The following is a 20,811-nucleotide window of genomic DNA, read 5'->3' on the forward strand; positions in this document are numbered from 1 at the left end:
GTGCGGGCCTGTGGACAACTCCGGACCGGCCCCCTTCCAGAGGGGTTCGGGCGACACGTGTGGGACGCGTGGGGCAGTATGGCCCGCGATGCGCAGAGGACTCGTACACGTACTGGCCTGGCTGCTCGCCACCGGCGCGGCGGTCACGCTGTCGTGGTGGGGTGTCCACACGGTGATGACGGGCACGGCCTACGACGCGCCCCGCGCGCTGCCCATCACGGCGGGCGACGCGTCCGTGCGGGACGCGCGCGACGCGGACGGCTCCGCGAGCGCGGAAGGCGCGGAGGACGCGGCGGGGGCGGACGGCTCGGAGTCACGGGCGTCGTCCACCCGGCGGCCGTCGCCGTCGGGGAGTCCGTCGCCGGCGCCGAGCGAGACCCCACGCGCGCCGGCTCCCTCCCCGTCGCGGACCGCGCCGTCCACCGCTCCCGAGGGCCCGGCGGACGACTCCCCGGCCACGTCCGGCCGGGTCAGGAGCTACGACACGGACGGCGGTCGCGCGGTGTTCGACCTCGGTCCGTCCTCCGCGTCCCTGGTGTCGGCGACACCGGGCGCGGGCTGGTCGATGCAGGTGTGGAAGACGGAGTCCTGGATCCGGGTGGAGTTCACCTCCGGCGGGGACCGCGTGTCCGTGTTCTGCACCTGGCACGACGGGCCGCCGCGGGTGGAGATCGGCAGCTACTGAGCCGCCGGCGCCCCGGGGCCCACGACGCCCCTGGATCACGGCGTCACTGGGTCACGACGCCCCCGGATCACGGCGTCACCGGAAGACGGAGGCCGGGGGTGCCGGGGAGGCGACCGCCGCCGTGTCCGTCACGGGTACGGCGCCGCCGGTGAAGTCGGTCAGCGCGCGCCCGTGTTCCACGCGGGCGGGCTGGGGGTCGGAGGCGGCGCGGCGGGTGAGTTCTGCGACGGGCAGCGGGTGGTCGGAGGCGACCAGGACCGCATTGCCGAAGCGTCTGCCGCGCAGCACGGCCGGGTCGGCGACGAGGGCGAGGTGCGGGAAGCGGGCGGCGGCGGTGGCGATCTGGCCGCGCAGGTGCGCGAGCGGCGGCCCGTCGGCGAGGTTGGCGGCGAGGACCCCGCCGGGCGCGAGGGCGCGCCGCACCTCGTCGAGGAACTCCAGGGACGTCAGGTGGGCGGGCGTGCGGGCCCCGCTGAACACGTCCGCGACGACCAGGTCCGCCCAGCCGTCGGGCACCTTGGCCAGCCCGGCGCGGGCGTCGGTGGAGCGCACCCGGATCCGCGCGCCGGGGTCCGGGGGCAGCTCCCGGCGGACCAGCTGGACCAGGGCCGCGTCCCGCTCGACCACCTGCTGGGTGGAGCGGGGGCGGGTGGCGGCGACGTAGCGGGCGAGGGTGAAGGCACCGCCGCCGAGGTGCACGGCCTGGACGGGCTTGCCCGTCGGGGCGGCCAGGTCGATGACGTGCCCGATGCGGCGCTGGTACTCGAAGGCCAGGTACGCCGGATCGTCGAGGTCGACGTGCGACTGCGGGGCACCGTCGATCAGCAGCGTCCAGGCCCGGGGCCGCTCCCGGTCGGGGATCAGCTCGGCGCGCCCGCCGTCGACGTTCTCGACGACGGTCTCGGCGGCAGCGCGCCCGCGGCGGGGGTTCCTGGACTTTCCCATCGGCCCATTATCGGACCATCGGCGTACGCCGGACGCCGGACGCCGGACTCCGGACGCCGCACGCCGGAGCCACCCGGCACGGTCGGCCCGGCTGCCGTCGGCTCGGCGGCCCGGCGGCCCGGCGGCCCGTCGGCTCAGCGGCAGCTGTCCGCGGCCTCGATCAGCCGGGCCGCCTCGCCCAGCGCGGCGCGCAGGACGGCGGGGTCGGTCGCCAGGTCCGCCTCGCCCGGCGGCAGCAGCCAGTCCGAGCCGGCGACGGGAGGCTCGGGTGCCAGGTCCAGCCGGAGCCCGCGGCCGTCGGTCTCCGTGCAGGTGCTCCCCGGCACGTCCCAGGCGGCGGCCGTACCCGGGGGCACCAGGAATCCGAGGGTGTCGCAGCCGTCGTCGTGGATCACCGGGCCCACCGCCTCACCGGCACCCCGCCTGAGGATGTCGACCGCTTCCAGACCCTGCCGGGTCGGCACGGTGACGACGTCACAGGCGTCGCAGGGGGGATCACTGATCCGACTGGTCTCCATCCCGGCCTCCACCACGGAACTCCTCCTTGGACGAGCGGGTCGGGAGTCGGGGGCCTCCCGGTCCACAGGGTCCAACGCCACGGACTGTCAACGGCTACGGCACAAGTCCGCCGCAAAGGATGGCACTTCATGGCAGATCGTGGATGAGATATCCGGTTTGTAGCCAAACACTGCGTGGCCACTCCGTCACAGCCGGTACGTTCTTGCCCGCCGGACACAAGGGCGACAGACGGAGGAATCCCCCGAAGCGCCCCTGTCCCGGCATGGTTCGACGGTTCGCACGAGAGGACCCGGCCATGGTGTCGTCAACGCTGACCTCCGCCCCCTCCGACCGGCCACCGCGGCCCAACCTCGCCTTCCGGCGCCTGCGCGGGACACGCTCGCCGGCCGAGTTCGCGGCGGCGGTGCGCAGGGCCGCGCGGGAGATCGGCGAGCGGGTCAGCTGTGACGCGCGCTACGTCGGCCGGGTCGAGGCGGGCGAGATCCGCTGCCCCAACTACGCGTACGAGCGGGTGTTCCTCCACATGTTCCCCGGCCGCACGCTCACCGACCTGGGGTTCGCGCCCCGCTCGTCGGTACGCGGACGCCGGGCACCGGTCCCCGCCGCAGGTGAGACAGGGGAGGCGGGTGAGCCGTATGACAAGGAGCACACGCACGAAGCGCAGGACCCGCAGAACCCGCAGGACCCGCAGGACCCGTACGACAAGCAGGACGACAACGAGGAGAGCGACGTGCTGCGTCGCGCATTCATGACGAGCGGTGCCACGGTGGCCGCCTCGCTGGGCCCCCTGGGCCTCGCCCTCGACGCCGCGGCGGCCGGGCACCCCGTGCGCCGGGCCGGGGCGGGCGACGCCGGCGCGCTCGAAGAGGCCGTCCGCCGGATCCGGCTGCTCGACGACCGGCACGGCGCGGACGGTCTGTACCGGCGCGCGGCGACCCCGCTGCGCACCGCGTACGCGCTGCTGGACGCGGGCGCGACCCGGCAGGCGACGGCGGACCGGCTGTACGCGGGCGCCGGGGAGCTGGCGATCTCGGTGGGCTGGCTGGCACACGACTCCGGGCGCTTCGACGACGCCCGCTCGCACTACGCGGAGGCCCTCGCCACCGCCCGCATGACCGGCGACCCGGGTCTGGAGGCGCACGCCTTCTGCAACATGGCCTTCCTGGCCCGGGACGCCGGCCGCCCGCGCGAGGCGGTACGGGCGGCCCAGGCCGCGCAGCGCGCCGCCCGCCCGCTGGGCTCGGCCCGGTTGTTGTCCCTGCTCGCGCTGCGCGAGGCGGGCGGCTGGGCGGGGCTCGCCGACCGCGTCGGCTGCGAGCAGGCACTGGCCCGTGCGCAGGCCTACTTCGGGCGGGGCGGCTCGGACGCCGACCCCGAGTGGATGAGCTTCTACGGCGAGGCCGAGCTGGAAGGGCTGGAGGCCCAGTGCTGGTCCACCCTGGGCGACTGGCCCCGGGCCGCCCGGCACGCACGCCGGGCGGCGGCGCTCCAGGATCGGCACTTCACCCGGAACCTCGCGCTGTACTCGGCGGAACTGGCGGACGACCTCGCCCGCGGCGGCCGTCCCGACGAAGCGGCGGGGGCGGGCCTGCGGGTCCTGGACCTGCTCGGCGAGGTCCAGTCCTCCCGCATCCACACGATGCTCGCGGCCACGGCCCGGGTCCTGCTCCCCCACCGCCGCGCCTCGGGGGTCTCCACCTTCCTGGACCGCCACGCCGCCCTGCCCAGACCGGCCTAGGGGGCGCCCGGGGAGGGCGGCGACCTGAACGCCGCGTCCAGGGGGCGCGGGGAGCACCGCGTCAGCCCACCAGGTGCCCCACGTCGTTCCAGTTCTCCAGCGCCGGTTCCCCGTACGCCCACCCCAGCACCGACAGCGACGTCGGGTTCAGCCGTATCCGCGCCGCGAAGTCCAGCGGCAGTCCCAGCCACCGCGCCCCGATCGACCGCAGGATGTGCCCGTGGGCGAAGACCAGGACGTCACGGTCCGCCTCCCGCGCCCACGCGACGACCTCGTCCGCGCGCGCGGTGACGTCCGCGAGACCTTCCCCCTCCGGGACCCCGTCCCGCCAGATGAGCCAGCCGGGGCGGACGGCCTGGATCTCGTCCGGCGTCATGCCCTCGTACGCCCCGTAGTCCCACTCCATCAGCGTGTCCCAGTCGGTCGCGCGCTCACCGAAGCCGGCGAGTTCGCAGGTCTCCCGCGCGCGGGAGAGCGGACTGGTGCGCACCTCGACGCCGGGCAGTCCGTCCAGCGGCGCCCGGTGCAGCCGCTCGCCCAGCAGCTTGGCACCGCGCCGGCCCTCCTCCAGGAGCGGCACGTCGGTCCTGCCGGTGTGCTTTCCGGACAGTGACCACTCGGTCTGTCCGTGCCGGGCCAGCAGGATGCGCGGTGCCATGAAGGGGCCTTTCCGGGAGAAATGTCGGAGGGACCCCTCCATCATCGCGCACCCCCGCGACGGGCAACCCGGGGGGCGATCCGGGCGTCTATCAGGGCCGAGGGCGCCCCGTGAAGCGGGCGCGCCAAGGCCGTAGAGTGTCACGTCCGTGTCAGATCAGGCGCGCGCGAGAGTGAAGGGGGAGGGCGATCGGATTGCCGCACACCGAGACACCGGGCACCGAGGCGGCCCCGACGACTCGGCTGCGCTGGTGGACCGAGCTGCCGCTCATCGTCCTCGTGTACGCCTGCTACTCCGCCGGCCGCCTCCTCGTGCGCGGCGACGTGTCCGACGCGGTCGACCACGGCCTGGCCATCCTGCGGATAGAGAAGGCGCTCTTCCTCAACGCGGAGCACCCGCTCAACCGCCTCTTCACCCGCGAGCCCTGGATCGGCATACCGGCCGACTTCTGGTACGCGTCGCTGCACTACGCGGTCACCCCCGCGCTCCTCATATGGATCTTCCGCTCGCGCACCGTGCGCTACCGGGCGGCCCGCACCTGGCTGATGACGTCCACCTTCATAGGACTCATCGGCTTCACCCTGCTGCCCACCTGCCCGCCCCGGCTGCTGGACGCCGGACACGGCTTCGTCGACACGATGGCCCAGTACAGCTCGTACGGCTGGTGGGGCGGCGAGGCGAGCGCGCCGCGCGGGCTGGGCGGGATGACCAACCAGTACGCGGCCATGCCGAGCCTGCACGTGGGCTGGTCCCTGTGGTGCGGCGTGATGCTGTGGCGCTACGGCGGCACCCGCGCGGCCAAGGTGGCCGGCGTCGTCTATCCGCTGGTGACCACGATCGTGGTGATGGGCACCGCCAACCACTACTTCCTCGACGCGGTCGCGGGCGCGGCCGTGATGGGCGCGGGACTGCTGCTGACGCCGTTCGTCCTGAGGGCCGCCGACCGGGTGCGGACGCGGGTGCGGTTCACCACCCGACGCGCCTCCGCCGCGGCCGTCGCACCGGCCCCGGACGCGGCCGCCGCATCCGCCCCGCAGGTCGCTGGTTCCCCGATTGTCAGTGGCGGATGCCAGACTTCCGCGGGTGAGCGATTTCCACGGCAGCGCGAGCAGCGGTTCACAGCGGGAGCCGAGCCGGACCCCTCCCCCTCGGACGCGGGGGACGAGACTCCGGCACCGGCTCGCTGAGCTGCGCGGTCCCGACGTACCGGCCAAGGCGCTGGACGCGCGGGCCCTGGCCGCCCTCGCCGCCAACCCGGGCTGCCGCCGGCGCGCGATCCTCGACGGGGCCGGGGTGGACAAGGCGTCGCTGGCGAGCGCGCTGGGCTCCCCGTCGGTCTTCGGACAGTCGCAGTTCGCGTTCACGCGGGGCAACGCCTTCGAGGCGCGGGTCAAGGCGGACGGCGGGGCCGAGCTGCTGCGGCTGGTGCACGAGAAGCTGGACCCGGGCGCCGAGCCGCCCACCGCCGCGCACGTGCCCGACCTCTCCGCGACCGGCCCCGAGGGGCGCGCGGCCCGCACCGCCCTGGCCCTGCGGGAGGCGACGGCTCCCACCGTCCCCGGCGGCGCCGCGGCACCGGGCACCTGGACGCTCCTCGACCACCCGATGCTCGCCCTCGACGTCGCCGGCTCCCCCGCCTTCCTCGAGCCGGACGCGGTGGTGGTGCACCCGGACGGCGGCTGGACGGTCGTGGAGATCAAGTCCTTCCCCATGCTGGACGGCTCCGCCGACCCGGCGAAGGTCGGCGCCGCCGCGCGGCAGGCCGCGGTGTACGTGCTGGCCCTGGAGCGGGTCGCCGCCCGGCTGGATCCCGCCCCGCGCGTGCGTCACCGCGTGCTCCTCGTCTGCCCCAAGGACTTCTCCAACCTGCCCACCGCCTCCGCCGTCGACGTACGCAAGCAGCGCGCGGTCACCGACCGCCAGCTGGCCCGGCTGACCCGGATCGAGGACATCGCCGACGCGCTCCCCGAGGGCCTGTGCTTCTCCCCCGAGCTGCCCGCCCCGGAGCTGACGGCCGCGGTCGAGGCGGTCCCGGCGACGTACGCGCCCGAGTGCCTGTCCGCCTGCGAGCTGGCCTTCCACTGCCGCGCCCGCTCCCGTGAGGCCGGCGCGGTGACGGCGCTCGGCCGACCCGTGCGGGCGGAGCTGGGCGGCCTGTCCACGGTCGAGGACGTGCTCGCCGCGGCCCGCGGGGAGGCCGGCGACCCGGACGACCCGGCGGTGGCGGCCCTGCGCCGGGCGGCGGAACTGCGCGCGGAAGCCCTCGCCACGGCCGGCGCCGCCGCCGTCGGTGCCGGGACGGGGAGCGGGGTGGCGGGGTGTCGCTGATCACCACGCTCGCCCGGCTGGAGGCCGTGCGCACCGGCCGCGCCCAGCCCGCCGCCACCGTCCGGCACCGGCACCTGTCCGACCGGCCGCTCGTCCTCGTACCGCTGATCACGGCCGGTGAGGCCGGCGCCCCGCTCGGCGCCCTGGTCGGCACCGACCGGGACGCGCCCCACCTGCTGGTCGTCCCGCAGCCCCGCGACCGCGACCTGCGCTTCGCGTTCCTGGCCCAGCTGGCCGACGTCGTGCTGCCGCACGTCGAGGCCCACGCGGACGCCGTCGAGGCCGCCGAACGCACCGAGACCGACCCGGAGACGGGCAAGCGGGTCAAGGTCGAGGTCGACCTGTGCGCGGACGCCGCGCAGCTGATCGTGCCGAGCCGCGCGGGCGTCGACTTCGTCCGGCTGCTGGGCCGGTCCATGCGGTTCCGGCGCACGGCGGAGCAGGACCCGGAGGCCGCGCACCCCGCGCCGCCGAGGGTTCCGCTGCTCGGCCGCTGGCTGACCCACTACGGCGAGCGGGCCCGCGTGCCCGGTTCCTCGCTGCTGCTCGCCATGACCGACCTGCTGGGCCGGCACTGGGCGACCGGTCAGTCCACGCTGGAGGACCAGCACCTGGGCGCGCTGCTCGCGTGGATCGCCCCGCAGGACGCGGACCTGACCGGCGCCGAGGCCGCCCGTCGCGCCGAACTGGCCCGCGACGCCGACGGCCAGCTGCTGTGCCCGCCCGCCGGCCCGGCGACCGACCCGGCCTTCGACAACAAGCTGCTCGCCCCCGCCATCGAGCGCTACGACCGGGCCCGCACCGCCCTGCGGACCGCCGAGGACGGTGTGGAGGCCGACGACCGGCTCGGCGCGCTGACCGCGGCCGAGCGGGAGATCCGCGCCCTGGTCGAGAGCCGTACGCGGCCCACCTGGGACGCGGTGTGGCGGGGCCTGGACCTGCTGCGGGAGCTGCCCGCCGGGGCGCACGTCGGGGACCGGTGGACCCGGGACCGCTGGTCGTTCACCTCCCACCGCGACCGCGTCCTGGCCGGCGAGCCCCCGCAGCCGCGCCGCGACGACGCGGTGACCGCGGCGAACAAGCTCGCCACCCGTGAGCGGGAGCAGGCCCGGCTGGAGGCGCAGGAGGCTCTGGACGACCCGCTGGTGATGGCCGGGCGGCGGCTGTCCGGGGAGGCGTTCGCCGGCGAGGTCGTCGACGTGGTGATGGCGTACAGCGAGAGCAAGCGGCCGAGCCCGCGTCCGCTGGTCACGGTCCGCACGGACGACCGCCCGCACCTGGGCGAGCGGGTCAAGGTGTACCGGTCGCTGGACGGCAAACCGCAGGCGGCGGAGTTCGTCGGGCAGGAGGACGAGGGGATCCTCGTGCTGCGGATCGTGGACAGGATGGGCCGCGGCAAGGAGCCCGAGGCCGGTTCGGTGCCGGAGAAGGGCGACCGGCTCTGCTTCACGCTCTTCGAGCACGAGCAGCGCGGCGGCGCGAAGCTCCCCGACCCCGAGCAGACCCCGTGGACGCACGGCGGGCCGCCCGGCGAGACGGCCGCCGTCCCGGAGCCCGCCGACGCCCAGACGGAGGAGGACGTCCTGTGACCGCCGAGACCACCACCGCGCCCGTCGGGCGGTCCGCCGAGCCGGCCTTCGACCCGGGTGCGGAGGCGGCCCGCGCCACCTCCGCGATCCTCCACGACACCCTGCACGGCACCGAGCGCGGTGTCGTCGTCGACTCCCCGCCCGGCGCCGGGAAGTCCACGCTCGTGGTCCGCGCGGCGCTGGAGCTGGCCGAGGCCGGCCGCTCCCTGATGGTCGTGGCGCAGACCAACGCCCAGGTCGACGACCTGGTCCTGCGCCTCGCCGAGCAGAACCCCGACCTGCCGGTGGGCCGCCTGCACAGCAGCGACGCCGACCCGTACGACAAGGCGCTCGACGCCCTGGACAACGTCCGCAAGTCGGCGAAGGCCGCCGACCTCGCCGGGCAGGCCGTCGTCCTGTCCACCGCCGCGAAGTGGGCGCACGTCACGGTGGACGAGCCGTGGCGGCACGCCATCGTCGACGAGGCGTACCAGATGCGCTCCGACGCGCTGCTCGCGGTCGCCGGGCTGTTCGAGCGGGCGCTGTTCGTGGGCGACCCGGGGCAGCTGGACCCGTTCGCGACGGTGGGCAGCGAGCAGTGGGCGGGCCTGTCGTACGACCCGTCGGCGTCCGCGGTCACCACGCTCCTCGCGCACAACCCGGGCCTGCCGCAGCACCGGCTGCCGGTGTCGTGGCGGCTCCCGGCGTCGGCGGCCCCGCTGGTCTCCGACGCGTTCTACCCGTTCACGCCGTTCCGCAGCGGCACGGGCCACGGCGACCGGAGTCTGGCCTTCGCCGTGGCGTCGGACGGCTCGGGTCCCGACCGGGTGATCGACGAGGCCGCGCGCTCGGGCTGGGGTCTGCTGGAGCTGCCCGCCGGGCACACCCCGCGCACCGACCCGGAGGCGGTGCGGGCGGTGGCGGAAGTGGTCCGGCGGCTCCTGGACCGCGAAGGCGCGGCCACGTCCGAGCGTTCCCCCGACCCCGCCCCCCTGACCGCCGGCCGCGTCGCCGTCGGGACGGCGCACCGCGACCAGGCGGCGGCGGTACGGGCCGCGCTGGCCGCCCTCGGGGTGACCGAGGTGACCGTCGACACGGCGAACCGGCTCCAGGGCCGCGAGTACGACGTCACCGTCGTCCTGCACCCGCTCTCCGGCCGCCCCGACGCCACCGCCTTCCACCTGGAGACGGGCCGCCTGTGCGTCCTCGCCTCCCGGCACCGGCACGCGTGCATCGTGGTCTGCCGCGAGGGAGTGGACGAGCTGCTGGACGACTTCCCGTCCACGGAGCCGGTCCAGCTGGGCACGCTGGTGAAGTTCCCGGACGGCTGGGAGGCGAACCACGCGGTACTGGCCCACCTGGCCGAACACCGGGTGCCGTGGCAGCCCTGACCGGGCCACCGGGGGCCGCACCGCCGGACCGGCCACCAGCCCGACGCCCCACCCGCCGGACACCCCACCCGCCGGACGAGCGGCCGGACGCTGGAGGACGTCGCGCCGTAACCGCGCGGTCGACCAGGGGCGGTCGGGGCGGTCAGCCCAGCAGCACGCCGCTGAAGCCGCTGACCGGGAGGGCGTCCTCGGGCCTCGGGACCGTCGTGCGCACCGGTTTCCCGAAGTCCGAGAGGTCCATGGTCACCGTCACCCCGACACCGGGCACATCGAGTGCGGTACGCGTCCGCACCAGGCGCCCCCGGTCGTCCACCCACGCGTCCGCGTAGACCGGCAGGTCGCTGCCCAGCAGGTCGCGGGCCTCCCGCGTCTTCTCCCGCACGTCCTCGGCCATCCGCAGGGTGAGGGTCTCGTGGTCGAGCACGCCGCGGTAGTGCACGGTGCGCACGCCCCGGACGGTCTCCTCGCCCTCGCGGCGGACCTGGCGCATCTCGGAGATCTGCCCGAGGACGTGCTCCGGGTCGTTGAGGGGAGCGCGCAGCAGGTAGTGGGCCTCCGCCTCCTCGCGGGGGATCACTCCCCAACTGCCCTCGTCGAGGCCGGCCCCTTCACTGACGTAGATCTTGCCGTCCGCGAAGACCTCGTCGGTGTGGCTGATGGCGCCCCCGGGGAAGTCGACCGCGAGCCGCCCCCGGTCCTTCGCGAAGTCGAAGCCGCCGGTGACGGTGAGCACGTACGTGTCGCCCTCGCCCTCGATCTCCACCTTCTGCTCGGTCCGGGCCGTCTGCCCGCCGACGGCGGTGACGGCGGCCCGTACGGCGGCGGCGGGGTCCGCGGAAGGGGAGGCCGAGGACAGGGAGGCCGAGGGTGCCGTCGCGGGCTTCTCGTCCTTCTCCGGAGCGGCCGTGGCACAGCCGCCGCACAGCAGCGCGGCGGCAGCGGCGAGGAGAAGCGGACGGCGCATGTGGACTCCAGGGGTCATGGTCGGGCACGCGGCACCGCCCGTACGCGATGATCTTACGAATCACCCGCGCCCCTCCGGATGTACGGGGGGTGAACCTCCGGTCGCGGGATGCCCCGGGAATAACCGGAGGCCGCCTCCTGTTACGTCGCGCAGCGAACCGCAGCGCACGTCACGACACAGGAGGCACCGCACCATGGCCGCAGACGCCGCAGAGGAGATCCGGGGCACGGCCCAGGGCACCGCGCCCGTCCCCCTCTCCGTACTGGACCTGGTGACCGTCGGCGCCGGCCGGACCGCGACCGACGCGCTGCGCACCAGCGTGGACATCGCCCGCCTCGCGGAGACGCGCGGCTTCCACCGGTACTGGGTCGCCGAGCACCACTCGATGCCCGGCGTCGCGTCCTCCTCGCCGGCGGTGATCCTGGCCCATCTCGCGGCCCACACCGACCGCATCCGGCTCGGGTCGGGCGGCGTCATGCTGCCGAACCACGCGCCGCTGGTGATCGCGGAGCAGTTCGGGACGCTGGAGGCGATGGCGCCGGGCCGCGTCGATCTCGGCCTCGGCCGCGCCCCCGGCACCGACGGGGCCACCGCCGCCGCCCTGCGCCGCACCGACCGGCTGAACGAGGGCGCCGACGACTTCCCGCAGCAGCTCGCCGAGCTGATCCGGTTCCTGGACGACGACTTCCCCGACGGGCACCCCTACCGGCGCATCCACGCCGTCCCAGGCCCGGTGCAGGCCACCTCCCCCGGGGGCGTGCAGTCGGCGCACCGGCCGCCGGTGTGGCTGCTCGGCTCCTCCGGCTTCAGCGCCCGGCTGGCCGGCACCCTCGGGCTGCCCTTCGCCTTCGCGCACCACTTCTCGGCGCAGAACACGATCCCGGCGCTGGACCTGTACCGGGAGTCGTTCCGGCCGTCCGCCGTCCTGGACGCGCCCTACGCCCTGATCGGCGTCTCCGCGCTCGCGGCCGACGACGAGAAGGAGGCCCGCCGGCAGGTGCTGGCCGCCGCCCTGAACATGGTCCGGCTGCGGACGGGGCGCCCCGGTCTCGTGCCGACGCCCGAGGAGGCGGAGGCGTACGACTTCAGCCCGATGGAGCGGGAGTTCGTCCAGTCCTGGAACGCCAACGTGATCCACGGGACCGCCGACGAGGTCCGCGCCGGGCTCGACGACCTGCACAAGCGCACCGGTGCCGACGAGCTGATGCTCACCGCCAACGCCCACGGCGGCGACGCCCGCCTGCGCTCCTACGAGCTGATCGCCGACGCCTACGGGTTGCCGACGCCAGCCTGAACCCCGGCGGTTCCGGGCCCGGCGGAACCGAGGAGCGCGGAGATGCGGTCCGGCGCCACCGGCCGGGAGTACAGCCAGCCCTGACCGGTGTCGCAGCCGATGCGGCGCAGCCGGGTCGCCTGGGCGGAGGTCTCCACGCACTCGGCGGTGACGGTGAGGCCGAGGCGGTGGGCGAGCTGGACCATCGCCTCGACGATGACCTCGTCGGCCGGGTTCGCCACGGCCGCGTCGGGGCCCGCGTCCGCCCCGGCGTCGCGGACCCCGTCGTACTGGAAGCCGCGCACGAAGGCGCCGTCCAGCTTGAGGACCGAGACCGGCAGCCGGCTGAGGTAGGCCAGGTTCGAGTAGCCGGTGCCGAAGTCGTCGATGGCGATGTGGACGCCCATGTCGCTGAGCGCCTTGAGGGCCTGCAGGGGGCGGCCGGCCGAGCCCATCACCGCCGACTCGGTCAGCTCCAGCTGGAGCAGGTGCGGGGCCAGGCCCGTCTCCTCCAGCGTCGCCGCCACGTCCGCCACGAGGTCGGAGTCCCAGACCTGGCGGACCGCCACGTTGACGCTGACGAAGATCGGCGGGTCGTCCGGGTGGGCCAGCTGCCAGCGCCGGGCCTGGTGGCAGGCGGTGCGCAGGATCCAGCGGCCGAGGGGAACGATCGAACCGTCCTCCTCCGCCAGTGCGATGAACCGATTCGGCGCCAGTACGCCGAACTGAGGATGATTCCAGCGGATGAGCGCCTCGACGCCCCGCACCCGGCCGTCCTCCATGCCGACCAGCGGCTGGTACTCCAGGGCGAACTCGCCGCGCTCGATGGCGGGGCGCAGGGTGGCGGCGAGGGCCTGGCGGGTCATGCGGTTCGCGTTGCGCTCGGGGTCGAAGAGCGTCCAGCGGGCCCGGCCGTCGGCCTTGGCCCAGTAGAGGGTCGTGTCGGCGGCCTGCATCAGCGCGGTGGGGGTGGTGCCGGCGGTGTGCCGCTCGACGACGCCGACCGACGCGGTGACCGACAGCCGCCGGTCGCACAGCTCGAAGGGCGCCTGGAGGGCCGCCAGGACGGATTCGGCCAGGTCGGCGAGCTGGTCGGTGCCCGTGGAGTCCTCCACGAGGAGGGCGAACTCGTCGCCGCCGAGCCGGGCCACCAGCGGGGCGCCGGACCGGGCGTGGGCGGCCCCCTCGGCGCACCGGGTGAGGCGTTCGGCGACGGCGGCCAGCAGCCGGTCGCCGACGCGGTGGCCGAGCGTGTCGTTGACGGCCTTGAAGCCGTCCAGGTCGAGGTAGCACACGCCGATCCGGCCGGTGCCGCCGTGCTCGTACGACTCCGCCTCCAGCGCGGCCGTCAGGCGTTCGAAGAACAGCGCGCGGTTGGGCAGCCGGGTGACGGGGTCGTGCATCTGGAGGTGGCGCAGCCGGGCCTGGAGCTCCCGCCGGGCACTGATGTCGGCGACCGACAGCAGCAGGCCGGACGCGGACCCTGACCCGGCTCCGGACGCGGCTCCGGACCCGGGCGCGGCTCCGGACTCGGACGCCGACCCGGCGCCGGACTCGGTCAGGGGCTCGACGGTGACCTGCGCCCACAAGGAGTGCCCGTCGGCCCCCTTCAGGTGCCGGGTGCAGCGCAGCCGGTTCCTGCGGCCGCGCAGCACCTCCCGGTAGGCGTGCCAGGTGCCCGCGTCGGAGCCCAGGTCGACGAGGTCGGCCGCGGGGCGGCCGGTCAGCGCGGCCGGGTCGGTGCCGAGCAGGGCGCCCAGCGTGTCGTTGGCGCTGACGACCAGGCCGTCGGAGTCGACGACGGCCATGGCCAGGGGGGCCGCCGTGAACGCCGAGCGATAGGTCGGGGACCCCGCACCCGGCGTACGAGGAGCCAGTTCGTTGTCACTTTCCGTGACGGCCGACCGGTCGAGGTCTGCCACGGGCGCCGGCCCTTCGGAGGTTCCGTTCACCGCTCGCTCCCGCAGTGCCTCGATCTCTGTTCGTGCTCTGTTCGTGCAGGAAAGTGTGCCGATCATAGAGGCTGGCACAGGGCCCTTCCAGCCGCCGTTCCGCGTTCGGGACCGAGTGACCCCTCCGGCAGATCGTTTCTGCTCACACCTGGACGGGTTCTTCATGCCCCCGACCAGTTGTGACGTTCCGTGAGTGTCATGCGGAGGACGGCCGGGAGGCTTCCGGCGAAATTCCGGGCGGCTCACCCATCCGGTGCAGACAAACAGGGCGCAGTACGACAATCATGCACAAGCTGGGTGCGGTGTCCCGTCAACCGCACCCGGAGGTCCCCGTGCCGCGCCAGCTCCCCCTGAGGCGACTTCCCCGGGAGGCCCTCAAGGCGCTCTGGGCGGGCCCGCGGACGGCGGGCACGGCCCGGCCCCGCCTGCGCAGCACGGCGGCGTTGTGCACGACGATGTCGGCGCTGGCCGCGACCTCCCTGGTCACCGCCCCCTCCGTCGCCGAGCCCTTCTCCCCAAAGCCCTGCGCGCTCCAGCGCACCGAGGTGCACCACTCCGAGGGCCTGGACACCTGGAACGCCGCCTATCCCCGGCCCGCCCGCTCCCTGGACGCGGTGATGGTCTTCCTGTCCTTCCCCGACTCCCAGCCGCTGACCGGGCCGGCCGAGCTGGCCGCCGACCACTTCCCGGCCACGACCCGCTTCTTCCAGCGCGCCTCCTACGGCACGTTCACGCTCCGCCCGCATCCGCGGCCCGACTGGATCCCGATGCCGCGCCCGTCGACGGCGTACGACATACAGCGCGACTGGAGCCCCGCGCACCGGGCCGCCTACCTGCGCGACGCGCTCGCCGCCGCCGACCGGCACGTCGACTTCTCCCGCTACGACATCGTCTACTTCGTCGCCGACCCGGACGCGCCCGGCGTGGACTCCGACGCCACGAAGGTCGTCAACCTGGACACCCCGATGCGGGCCGACGGCACCGACATCCGGCGGGTCGTGACCGTCTTCGAGAACCATCCGCCGGACCGGCTGGTCCTGGCCCACGAGACGGGGCACGTCTTCGACCTGCCCGACCTGTACCACCGGCCCGCGGACGGCGAGGGCGACTGGGACACCCACGTCGGCGACTGGGACCTGATGGGCAGCCAGTTCGGACTGGCGCCGGATCTGTTCGGCTGGCACAAGTGGAAGCTGGGCTGGCTGGAGCCCCGGCAGGTGGCGTGCGTGCGGGGCGGCGGGCCCACCCGGCTGACGCTGGAGCCGCTGGGCGCGGGGCCGGGGGTGGAGGTGGCCGGCGCGGCCGGGGCGCCCGCCTTCGGTCTCGGGCGCGGCACGAAGCTGGCGGTCGTGCGCACGGGCCCGGACAGCGTGCTCGCGTTCGAGGCGCGGGGTCCGGTCGGCAACGACGCCGCCGCCTGCCGGGCGGGGGTGCTGGTGTACCGGGTGCGCAGCGGGGCTCAGTCCGGGGGCGGGCCCGTCGAGGTGGTCGACGCCCACCCCCGGACGGAGGCCTGCTGGGAGGACTCGGTCTACCCGCCGCTGGCCGACGCCCCGGTCGCCCTCGGCGAGAGCTTCACGGTGCCCGGGGAGGGCGTACGGGTGGAGGTGGAGGGGCGGACGGTGTCGGGCGCGTGGACGGTGCAGATCACGCCGGGGTGAGCCCCGGCGCCCCACCCGGCGCTTTGGAGCACGCGAAAGGCCCCTCACCTGAGCGAGGGGCCTTTCGTTGTCTGTGCGCCGCCAGGGACTCGAACCCCGGACCCGCTGATTAAGAGTCAGCTGCTCTAACCAACTGAGCTAGCGGCGCCTGCTGACGTCGTAGACCTTAGCATCCTGGTCGGCGGGAGGAAAAATCGAAATCCGCACCGCCGCGCGGGCCGCCCGCACCGCGGCCCAGAGCAGGATCTCCGGGCCCGGCAGCCACGGCCGGCGGGTGTCCGGGGCGACCAGCCAGCGGGAGCCGGAACGCGCGGGCGCCACGCCCACGGGGGGCGGCACGGTCACCGCGTCCCCGGCGCCGTGGCACAGCAGCGCCGGCACCGTCCCCGTACGGCCGCCCCGCCGTCCGCGCGCGCTCCACTCCTCCCACTCCAGCAGCGACGGCAGCCGCTGGGCCGTGCCGGGCGCCGCGAACAGCAGCATCCGGCCGCGGAACTCGGCCACCGGGCCCGAGCCCGGCCCCTCGTCCCACATCCGGTCCAGCATCCGGCGCCCGAAGACCGCGGGGACGCTCACCACGTCGAACGCGGAGCCGCAGGGCAGGACGACCGGGAGGTCGGGGCGCTCCTCCCAGAGCGCGAGCGTGCTGCGCGGGTACGCGCCCGCCGAGGCCAGCCAGGCGGCGCCCTCGGCGGTGACCTCCGAGGCGCGGGGGGCGGCGGTGCGGAAGACGTGGTGCGTGCTGCTGCTCATGCCGCATACATCTACCGTGCGTGAGGGGTCCGCTCCGCTGGGTTGCGGGAAACCGGGACAGGAAGGGCGGGCAGGAGGTATCTTGCCCACCCGCGTGGCATATGCGGACCGGTTAGTCGGAAGCCTGTTCGCCGCCGCGCATCAGGTCCCGCCCGAACTCCACCATCTTCTTGGCGTAGTCCTCGGTCCACTCGGCGCGCTCGGCGATGTCCGCGGTGGTCAGCCGGTCGAAGCGGCGCGGATCGGCCAGCTGGGCGGCCGCCATCGCCTGGAACTCCATCGCCCGGTCCGCCGCGGCCCGGAAGGCCTGGGTCAGCTCCGTCGCCCGGTCGAGCAGCGCGCGGGGGTCGTCGATCGACTCGAGGTCGAAGAAGTGCTCCGGATCGGCGGCCGCCTCCGCCGGCTCGAAGAGCAGGGGCGCGGGGCGTAGCCGCGGTTCGTTCCGACGCGGCGCGGGCTCCGCCATGTCTTCTCCTCCTCGTACGTCACGACGGCCTCCCTCGCGCGGGGCGGGGGCACCCCGGTGGAGTGGGCCACCGTCCATTGTCCCGCGCCCGCGCAAGTGGGCGTCCGGCCCGTGGATCGACGGGCCGGACGCCGGGTGGGACGGGTGCCGCGCGCGCTAGCGGGCGTAGGTCTCGAACTCGGCGACCTTCGGGGTGCCCGAGGCGCCGGTGATCTGGAAGGTGACCTTCTCCAGCGAGACCGGCGCGAAGCTGATCACGCCCGCGCCGCTGCCGGTGGCCAGGACGGCGCCGGTGGCGGGGTTGAGGACCCGGTAGGCGCCGATGGTGCCCTCGGAGCCCGCCGCCTCCCGGATGTTGATCTTGCCGACGGTGGTGGCGGAGCCCCACTTGACCGAGATCGAGCCGGTCGAACCGGCCGGCGACCAGTGGGTGCCCATGTTGCCGTCACGGACGTTGCCGTAGCTGGTGCCGTCGGCCTTGCTGGATCCGTCGGCGCCGGCGCCGAGGCTGAGGTTGGTCCCGGTGGGCGGGTCCGTCGGGCCGGGCGTCGGGCCGGTCGGGGTCGGGGTGGGGTTGGTGGGGGTGGGGGTGGGGTTGGTCGGACCCGGGGTCGGGGTCTGCGGCGAGCAGTTGCCGTCCGAGACCCGCAGGCCCTTGCCCGCGCCCGCCGTGCTGTTCACCACGTCCGGCACGCAGGAGGCGTCGTCGAGGTCGTAGGAGTAGGGGATGGAGACCGTGGTGTTGGACTTCGGGTCGGGGCCGGCGGGGTTGGTGTCCTCGCCGGGCTCGGACCAGGTCACGTTGTCGAAGATGTTGCCGCTGACCTGCCAGTAGCCGGCCGCGTCGGTGTAGAAGGTGCCGAGGACGTCCTTGGAGTCCTCGAAGTAGTTGTTGTCGACCTTCGCCTTCGCGCCCGCGCGGGAGTTGATGCCCGACTCGTTGAGGCTCACGTAGTGGTTGTTGTAGACGTGGGCGACGCCGCCGCGCAGCAGGGGCGCGCGGGAGTCGATGTTCTCGTACTTGTTGTGGTGGAAGGTGACGTAGCCGTTCGACACGTCGCTCTCGCTGGAGCCGATCAGGCCGCCGCGGCCGGAGTTGCGCAGGACGCTGTACGACAGAGTCACGTATTGGGTGTTGTCCTTCATGTCGAACAGGCCGTCGTAGCCCTCCGACTCGCCGCCCGACGCCTCCAGGGTGGTGTGGTCCACCCATACGTTGCGGACGTTGCTCTCCATGCCGATGGCGTCGCCGCCGTTGGAGGTGGGCGAGCCCGACTTCTTGACGTTCCGGACCGTCACGTTCTGGATGATGATGTTGCTGGAGTCCCGGATGTGGATGCCCAGCTGGTCGAAGACGGCACCGCCGCCGACCCCGACGATCGTGACGTTGCTGATCTGCTTCAGCTCGATCTTGTCGGCCGCGGTGCTGCAACTGCCGCCTGAGACCTGGGTGGTGTTGCCGTGGTTGATGGTGCCCTCGACCTGGATGGTGATCGGGGTGCTGCTGCTGGCCCGGCCGCACAGGGCCTGGTGGATCGCGGTTCCGGTGGTGGCCCGCACGGTCTGTCCGCCCGCGCCGCCGGTCGTGCCGCCGTTCTGGGTCGCGTAGCCGGTGGCGCCGCCGGCCGCGGCCGCCTCCCCGGGCAGCGTCAGCACCACACCGGTCGCGGCCGCGAGGGCCAGCGTGCCCAGCGCCGCGTGGAGTCGCAGCGCGACTGGTCGTCTCATCGTCGGTCTCCCCTTCGCCTTCACGTGCCGGAACGAACGCCTTGTCGCGATCATGTCAATCCGACAGGGCGGAAAGCGCTTTCCCGCCGTGAGAATAGGGTGACGCCAGGGGGCTGACAAGGGATCGGACAGGTTCAGAATGACGATCACCGGACATGTGTGTGAACGCTAAGGGTGCGCGAGAAGGACGTTCACCCCGGCGCGGCGGCGCCGATGTGCACTCCGGGCGAAGCTGCGATACGATCATCCTGCCAGCTCGCGGGGGGCCAACCCCCGGCGGACGGCAGTGCGTTGGTGGTCCAAGGAAAGACGCCCCACTTCCCGTGGGGAAATGCAGGTGCAAGGCCTGCCCAGCGCTCGACGAGAACCCCGGCTCCGCCTTCGCGGAACCGGGGTTCTTCCGTGTCGCGGCCGCCCGCCGCCCCGGCTCAGACCTGCACCACCGGCTCCCGGGTGAACAGCGCGCCCAGCTCGGGGGCGTTGACCCGGCGGTCCGCCAGGCGCAGCCCCTCCCAGACGGTGACCTGATTGGCGGTCAGGACGGGCTTGCCCAGCTCCTTCTCCAGGGCCGGGATGTGGGCCGCCGTGTGCAGGGCGGTGTCCGGGAGCAGCACCGCCTCCGCCTCGGGGCGGTCGGCGGCGCGGGCCAGGGCCAGCACCTCCGCCTCGGTCCACGTGCCGACCTCGGCCGCCGTGATGACGCCGGAGCTGACGACGTCCACCGTCTCGACGCCGGCCGCGCTCAGGAAGTCCGCGAAGAGCCGGGCCACGTCGTCCGGGTAGGTCGCGCCGATCGCCACCCGCCGCGCCCCGATCTCCCGCACCGCGTGCACGAAGGCGAAGGAGGTCGAGGAGGCCGGCATGCCCGCCGCCTGGGCCAGGGCGCGCACCTGCTCCTGGGCGCCCTCCCAGCCGTGCACGAAGCTGCCGCTGGTGCACGCCCACACCACGGCGTCGGCGCCGGCCAGCCGCAGCTCCTCGACGCCCGCCGCGAGCCGCGACGGCGCGCCCATCTCGCGCAGCGCGTCGACCCGGTGCGCGTCCTCGCCGATGTCCGTGTGCACCAGGTCCACCCGGATGTCGCTGCCCAGGAGCTGCTCGATGCGTGGATAGTCGTCCTCGCCGGAGTGGCCCGGGTACAGGAATCCCAGTGCTGTCATGTCCACCCTTCCTGCTGCTGTTCCGTGTCCGGGCCGTCCGCGACGCCCGGCAGGTCCGCCACCGGGGGGCCGACCGGACCCGCCACCGCGGGACCGGCGGGCCCCGGCACGGCGGGACCGGTCCGCGCGGACGGATCGGTCAGCGCCTGATACGGCCCCACGGCACGGGTACCCAGTCGGCGCAGCGCTGCCCACATCGTCACTTGGTTGGCCGAGATCACCGGGATGCGCAGCTCGGCCTCCAGCTGCGGGATGACGTCGTAGGTGGGCAGGTTGGTGCAGGAGATGAACAGGGCGTCCGCCGCCCCGGGACGCGGTACCGCCCGGCGTGCCATGTCGGCCACGTCGCGGTACGGGACCTTCCAGATGTGCCGGGTCAGCCCCATGAAGGCGCAGCCGGTGACCGCGACGCCGGCCTCGGCGACGTACGCCTCCAGCGCCCGGGTCACGGAGACGGTGTACGGGGTCACCAGCGCGACCCGGCGTACGCCCAGCTCGGTCAGCGCGTCCAGCAGCGCGCCGGAGGTGGTCACGGACGGGACCGCGCCCGCCCAGGTCATCGCCTCGCACATCGCGCGTTCACCGGCGATGCCGCCGACGAAGCTGCCCGAGGTGCAGGCGTAGGCGACGACCTCGGGCGCGATGGCGTTGAGGGTGCGCACCGCCTCCCCGAGGGTCTCGTGCTCGCTGACCATGCGCGCGAGGTCGAGGCTGACCTCGACCGGTACGAAGGGGGTGCGGGTCATGTGCAGGGAGACGTCGTCGGGCACCCATCGCCACAGCTCGCGATCGAGTGCGAAGTCGAACGGGGCGACCACGCCGACCCCGCGCTGCGGAGCGGGTCCGCCGAGAAAGGAGATGTCCATGGCACGCACCGGCCTCACACTGGGAGAGGGGAGGACAACGCACCGTTACGCACGGCCGTGTTGACGAAGGTAGGTTGGGGTGCGAGCGTGGTCAATCCGCCCGCGTCACTCCCAGGTCAACAGCCGGTTAAGTTCACCGTCACCACCTGATCCGCC

At 74.4% G+C, this 20,811-nt stretch carries 18 protein-coding genes and 1 tRNA gene; 8 read left to right on the forward strand and 11 right to left on the reverse strand.

Features of this window, described 5'->3' with window-relative positions:
* The first annotated feature begins 88 nt into the window (after positions 1-88).
* Positions 89-685 (forward strand): hypothetical protein, encoded by a 597-nt coding sequence (locus tag ACFIF2_RS02875; RefSeq protein WP_395570846.1) that lies wholly within the window; start codon positions 89-91, stop codon positions 683-685.
* Between the two features lie 75 nt (positions 686-760).
* Here the strand turns inward: ACFIF2_RS02875 and ACFIF2_RS02880 are convergent, their stop codons facing one another.
* Both ACFIF2_RS02880 and ACFIF2_RS02885 read right to left on the reverse strand, forming a co-directional pair.
* Positions 761-1,630, reverse strand: a complete 870-nt coding sequence (locus ACFIF2_RS02880) for a spermidine synthase (RefSeq protein WP_395570847.1) — start codon at positions 1,628-1,630, stop codon at positions 761-763.
* 134 nt (positions 1,631-1,764) lie between these two features.
* A complete protein-coding gene (locus ACFIF2_RS02885) occupies positions 1,765-2,148 on the reverse strand; it encodes a hypothetical protein (RefSeq protein ID WP_395570848.1) in 384 nt (127 codons plus the stop codon).
* A 296-nt stretch (positions 2,149-2,444) separates the two neighbouring features.
* Between ACFIF2_RS02885 and ACFIF2_RS02890 the strand changes: the two genes are divergently transcribed.
* The gene (locus ACFIF2_RS02890) at positions 2,445-3,887 is read left to right on the forward strand and encodes a hypothetical protein (RefSeq protein WP_395570849.1); all 1,443 of its coding nucleotides are present in this window, start codon (positions 2,445-2,447) and stop codon (positions 3,885-3,887) included.
* A gap of 61 nt (positions 3,888-3,948) precedes the next feature.
* Here the strand turns inward: ACFIF2_RS02890 and ACFIF2_RS02895 are convergent, their stop codons facing one another.
* A complete protein-coding gene (locus ACFIF2_RS02895) occupies positions 3,949-4,545 on the reverse strand; it encodes a histidine phosphatase family protein (RefSeq protein WP_395570850.1) in 597 nt (198 codons plus the stop codon).
* A 194-nt stretch (positions 4,546-4,739) separates the two neighbouring features.
* Between ACFIF2_RS02895 and ACFIF2_RS02900 the strand changes: the two genes are divergently transcribed.
* Genes ACFIF2_RS02900 through ACFIF2_RS02915 form a run of 4 tightly spaced genes read left to right on the forward strand, consistent with a single transcriptional unit; the run spans position 4,740 to position 9,832 of the window.
* Positions 4,740-5,732 (forward strand): phosphatase PAP2 family protein, encoded by a 993-nt coding sequence (locus ACFIF2_RS02900; protein ID WP_395570851.1) that lies wholly within the window; start codon positions 4,740-4,742, stop codon positions 5,730-5,732.
* Complete coding sequence (locus tag ACFIF2_RS02905; RefSeq protein WP_395570852.1) at positions 5,629-6,873, forward strand: hypothetical protein; 1,245 nt, start codon at positions 5,629-5,631, stop codon at positions 6,871-6,873. The genes ACFIF2_RS02900 and ACFIF2_RS02905 overlap by 104 nt, the downstream gene beginning before the upstream one ends.
* Positions 6,864-8,462 (forward strand): hypothetical protein, encoded by a 1,599-nt coding sequence (locus tag ACFIF2_RS02910; RefSeq protein ID WP_395570853.1) that lies wholly within the window; start codon positions 6,864-6,866, stop codon positions 8,460-8,462. Before ACFIF2_RS02905 ends, ACFIF2_RS02910 begins: the two co-directional genes overlap by 10 nt.
* Positions 8,459-9,832 carry an AAA domain-containing protein gene (locus ACFIF2_RS02915; protein ID WP_395570854.1) on the forward strand — a complete coding sequence of 458 codons (1,374 nt, stop codon included), beginning with the start codon at positions 8,459-8,461 and terminating at the stop codon, positions 9,830-9,832. Before ACFIF2_RS02910 ends, ACFIF2_RS02915 begins: the two co-directional genes overlap by 4 nt.
* Before the next feature lie 142 nt (positions 9,833-9,974).
* Here the strand turns inward: ACFIF2_RS02915 and ACFIF2_RS02920 are convergent, their stop codons facing one another.
* Positions 9,975-10,796, reverse strand: coding sequence for a hypothetical protein (locus tag ACFIF2_RS02920; protein WP_395570855.1), 822 nt, complete (start codon positions 10,794-10,796; stop codon positions 9,975-9,977).
* Between the two features lie 193 nt (positions 10,797-10,989).
* Between ACFIF2_RS02920 and ACFIF2_RS02925 the strand changes: the two genes are divergently transcribed.
* Positions 10,990-12,090, forward strand: a complete 1,101-nt coding sequence (locus ACFIF2_RS02925) for an LLM class flavin-dependent oxidoreductase (RefSeq protein WP_395570856.1) — start codon at positions 10,990-10,992, stop codon at positions 12,088-12,090.
* Here the strand turns inward: ACFIF2_RS02925 and ACFIF2_RS02930 are convergent.
* Entirely contained in the window at positions 12,066-14,021 is a 1,956-nt protein-coding gene (locus tag ACFIF2_RS02930) for a putative bifunctional diguanylate cyclase/phosphodiesterase (protein ID WP_395570857.1), read from the reverse strand. The genes ACFIF2_RS02925 and ACFIF2_RS02930 overlap by 25 nt on opposite strands.
* A gap of 302 nt (positions 14,022-14,323) precedes the next feature.
* On the opposite strand from ACFIF2_RS02930, the gene ACFIF2_RS02935 reads away from it, so the two are divergent.
* Positions 14,324-15,682, forward strand: a complete 1,359-nt coding sequence (locus ACFIF2_RS02935) for a M6 family metalloprotease domain-containing protein (RefSeq protein WP_395570858.1) — start codon at positions 14,324-14,326, stop codon at positions 15,680-15,682.
* Between the two features lie 74 nt (positions 15,683-15,756).
* Here the strand turns inward: ACFIF2_RS02935 and ACFIF2_RS02940 are convergent.
* From ACFIF2_RS02940 to ACFIF2_RS02965, 6 genes are all read right to left on the reverse strand, one after another.
* A tRNA-Lys gene (locus ACFIF2_RS02940) sits at positions 15,757-15,830 on the reverse strand.
* Positions 15,821-16,435: a bifunctional DNA primase/polymerase gene (locus ACFIF2_RS02945; RefSeq protein WP_395570859.1), complete on the reverse strand. Its 615-nt coding sequence runs from the start codon at positions 16,433-16,435 to the stop codon at positions 15,821-15,823. Before ACFIF2_RS02945 ends, ACFIF2_RS02940 begins: the two co-directional genes overlap by 10 nt.
* A 112-nt stretch (positions 16,436-16,547) precedes the next feature.
* Positions 16,548-16,901, reverse strand: a complete 354-nt coding sequence (locus ACFIF2_RS02950) for a hypothetical protein (protein ID WP_395570860.1) — start codon at positions 16,899-16,901, stop codon at positions 16,548-16,550.
* Positions 16,902-17,057: 156 nt separating this feature from the next.
* Positions 17,058-18,629: a polysaccharide lyase family 1 protein gene (locus tag ACFIF2_RS02955; protein WP_395570861.1), complete on the reverse strand. Its 1,572-nt coding sequence runs from the start codon at positions 18,627-18,629 to the stop codon at positions 17,058-17,060.
* A gap of 428 nt (positions 18,630-19,057) precedes the next feature.
* Positions 19,058-19,789, reverse strand: coding sequence for an aspartate/glutamate racemase family protein (locus tag ACFIF2_RS02960; protein ID WP_395570862.1), 732 nt, complete (start codon positions 19,787-19,789; stop codon positions 19,058-19,060).
* Positions 19,786-20,655, reverse strand: a complete 870-nt coding sequence (locus tag ACFIF2_RS02965) for a decarboxylase (protein WP_395570863.1) — start codon at positions 20,653-20,655, stop codon at positions 19,786-19,788. The genes ACFIF2_RS02960 and ACFIF2_RS02965 overlap by 4 nt, the downstream gene beginning before the upstream one ends.
* Positions 20,656-20,811: the final 156 nt, after the last annotated feature.

Origin of the sequence: Streptomyces sp. BK79, assembly GCF_044142145.1 — a bacterium.
Classification (GTDB): domain Bacteria; phylum Actinomycetota; class Actinomycetes; order Streptomycetales; family Streptomycetaceae; genus Streptomyces.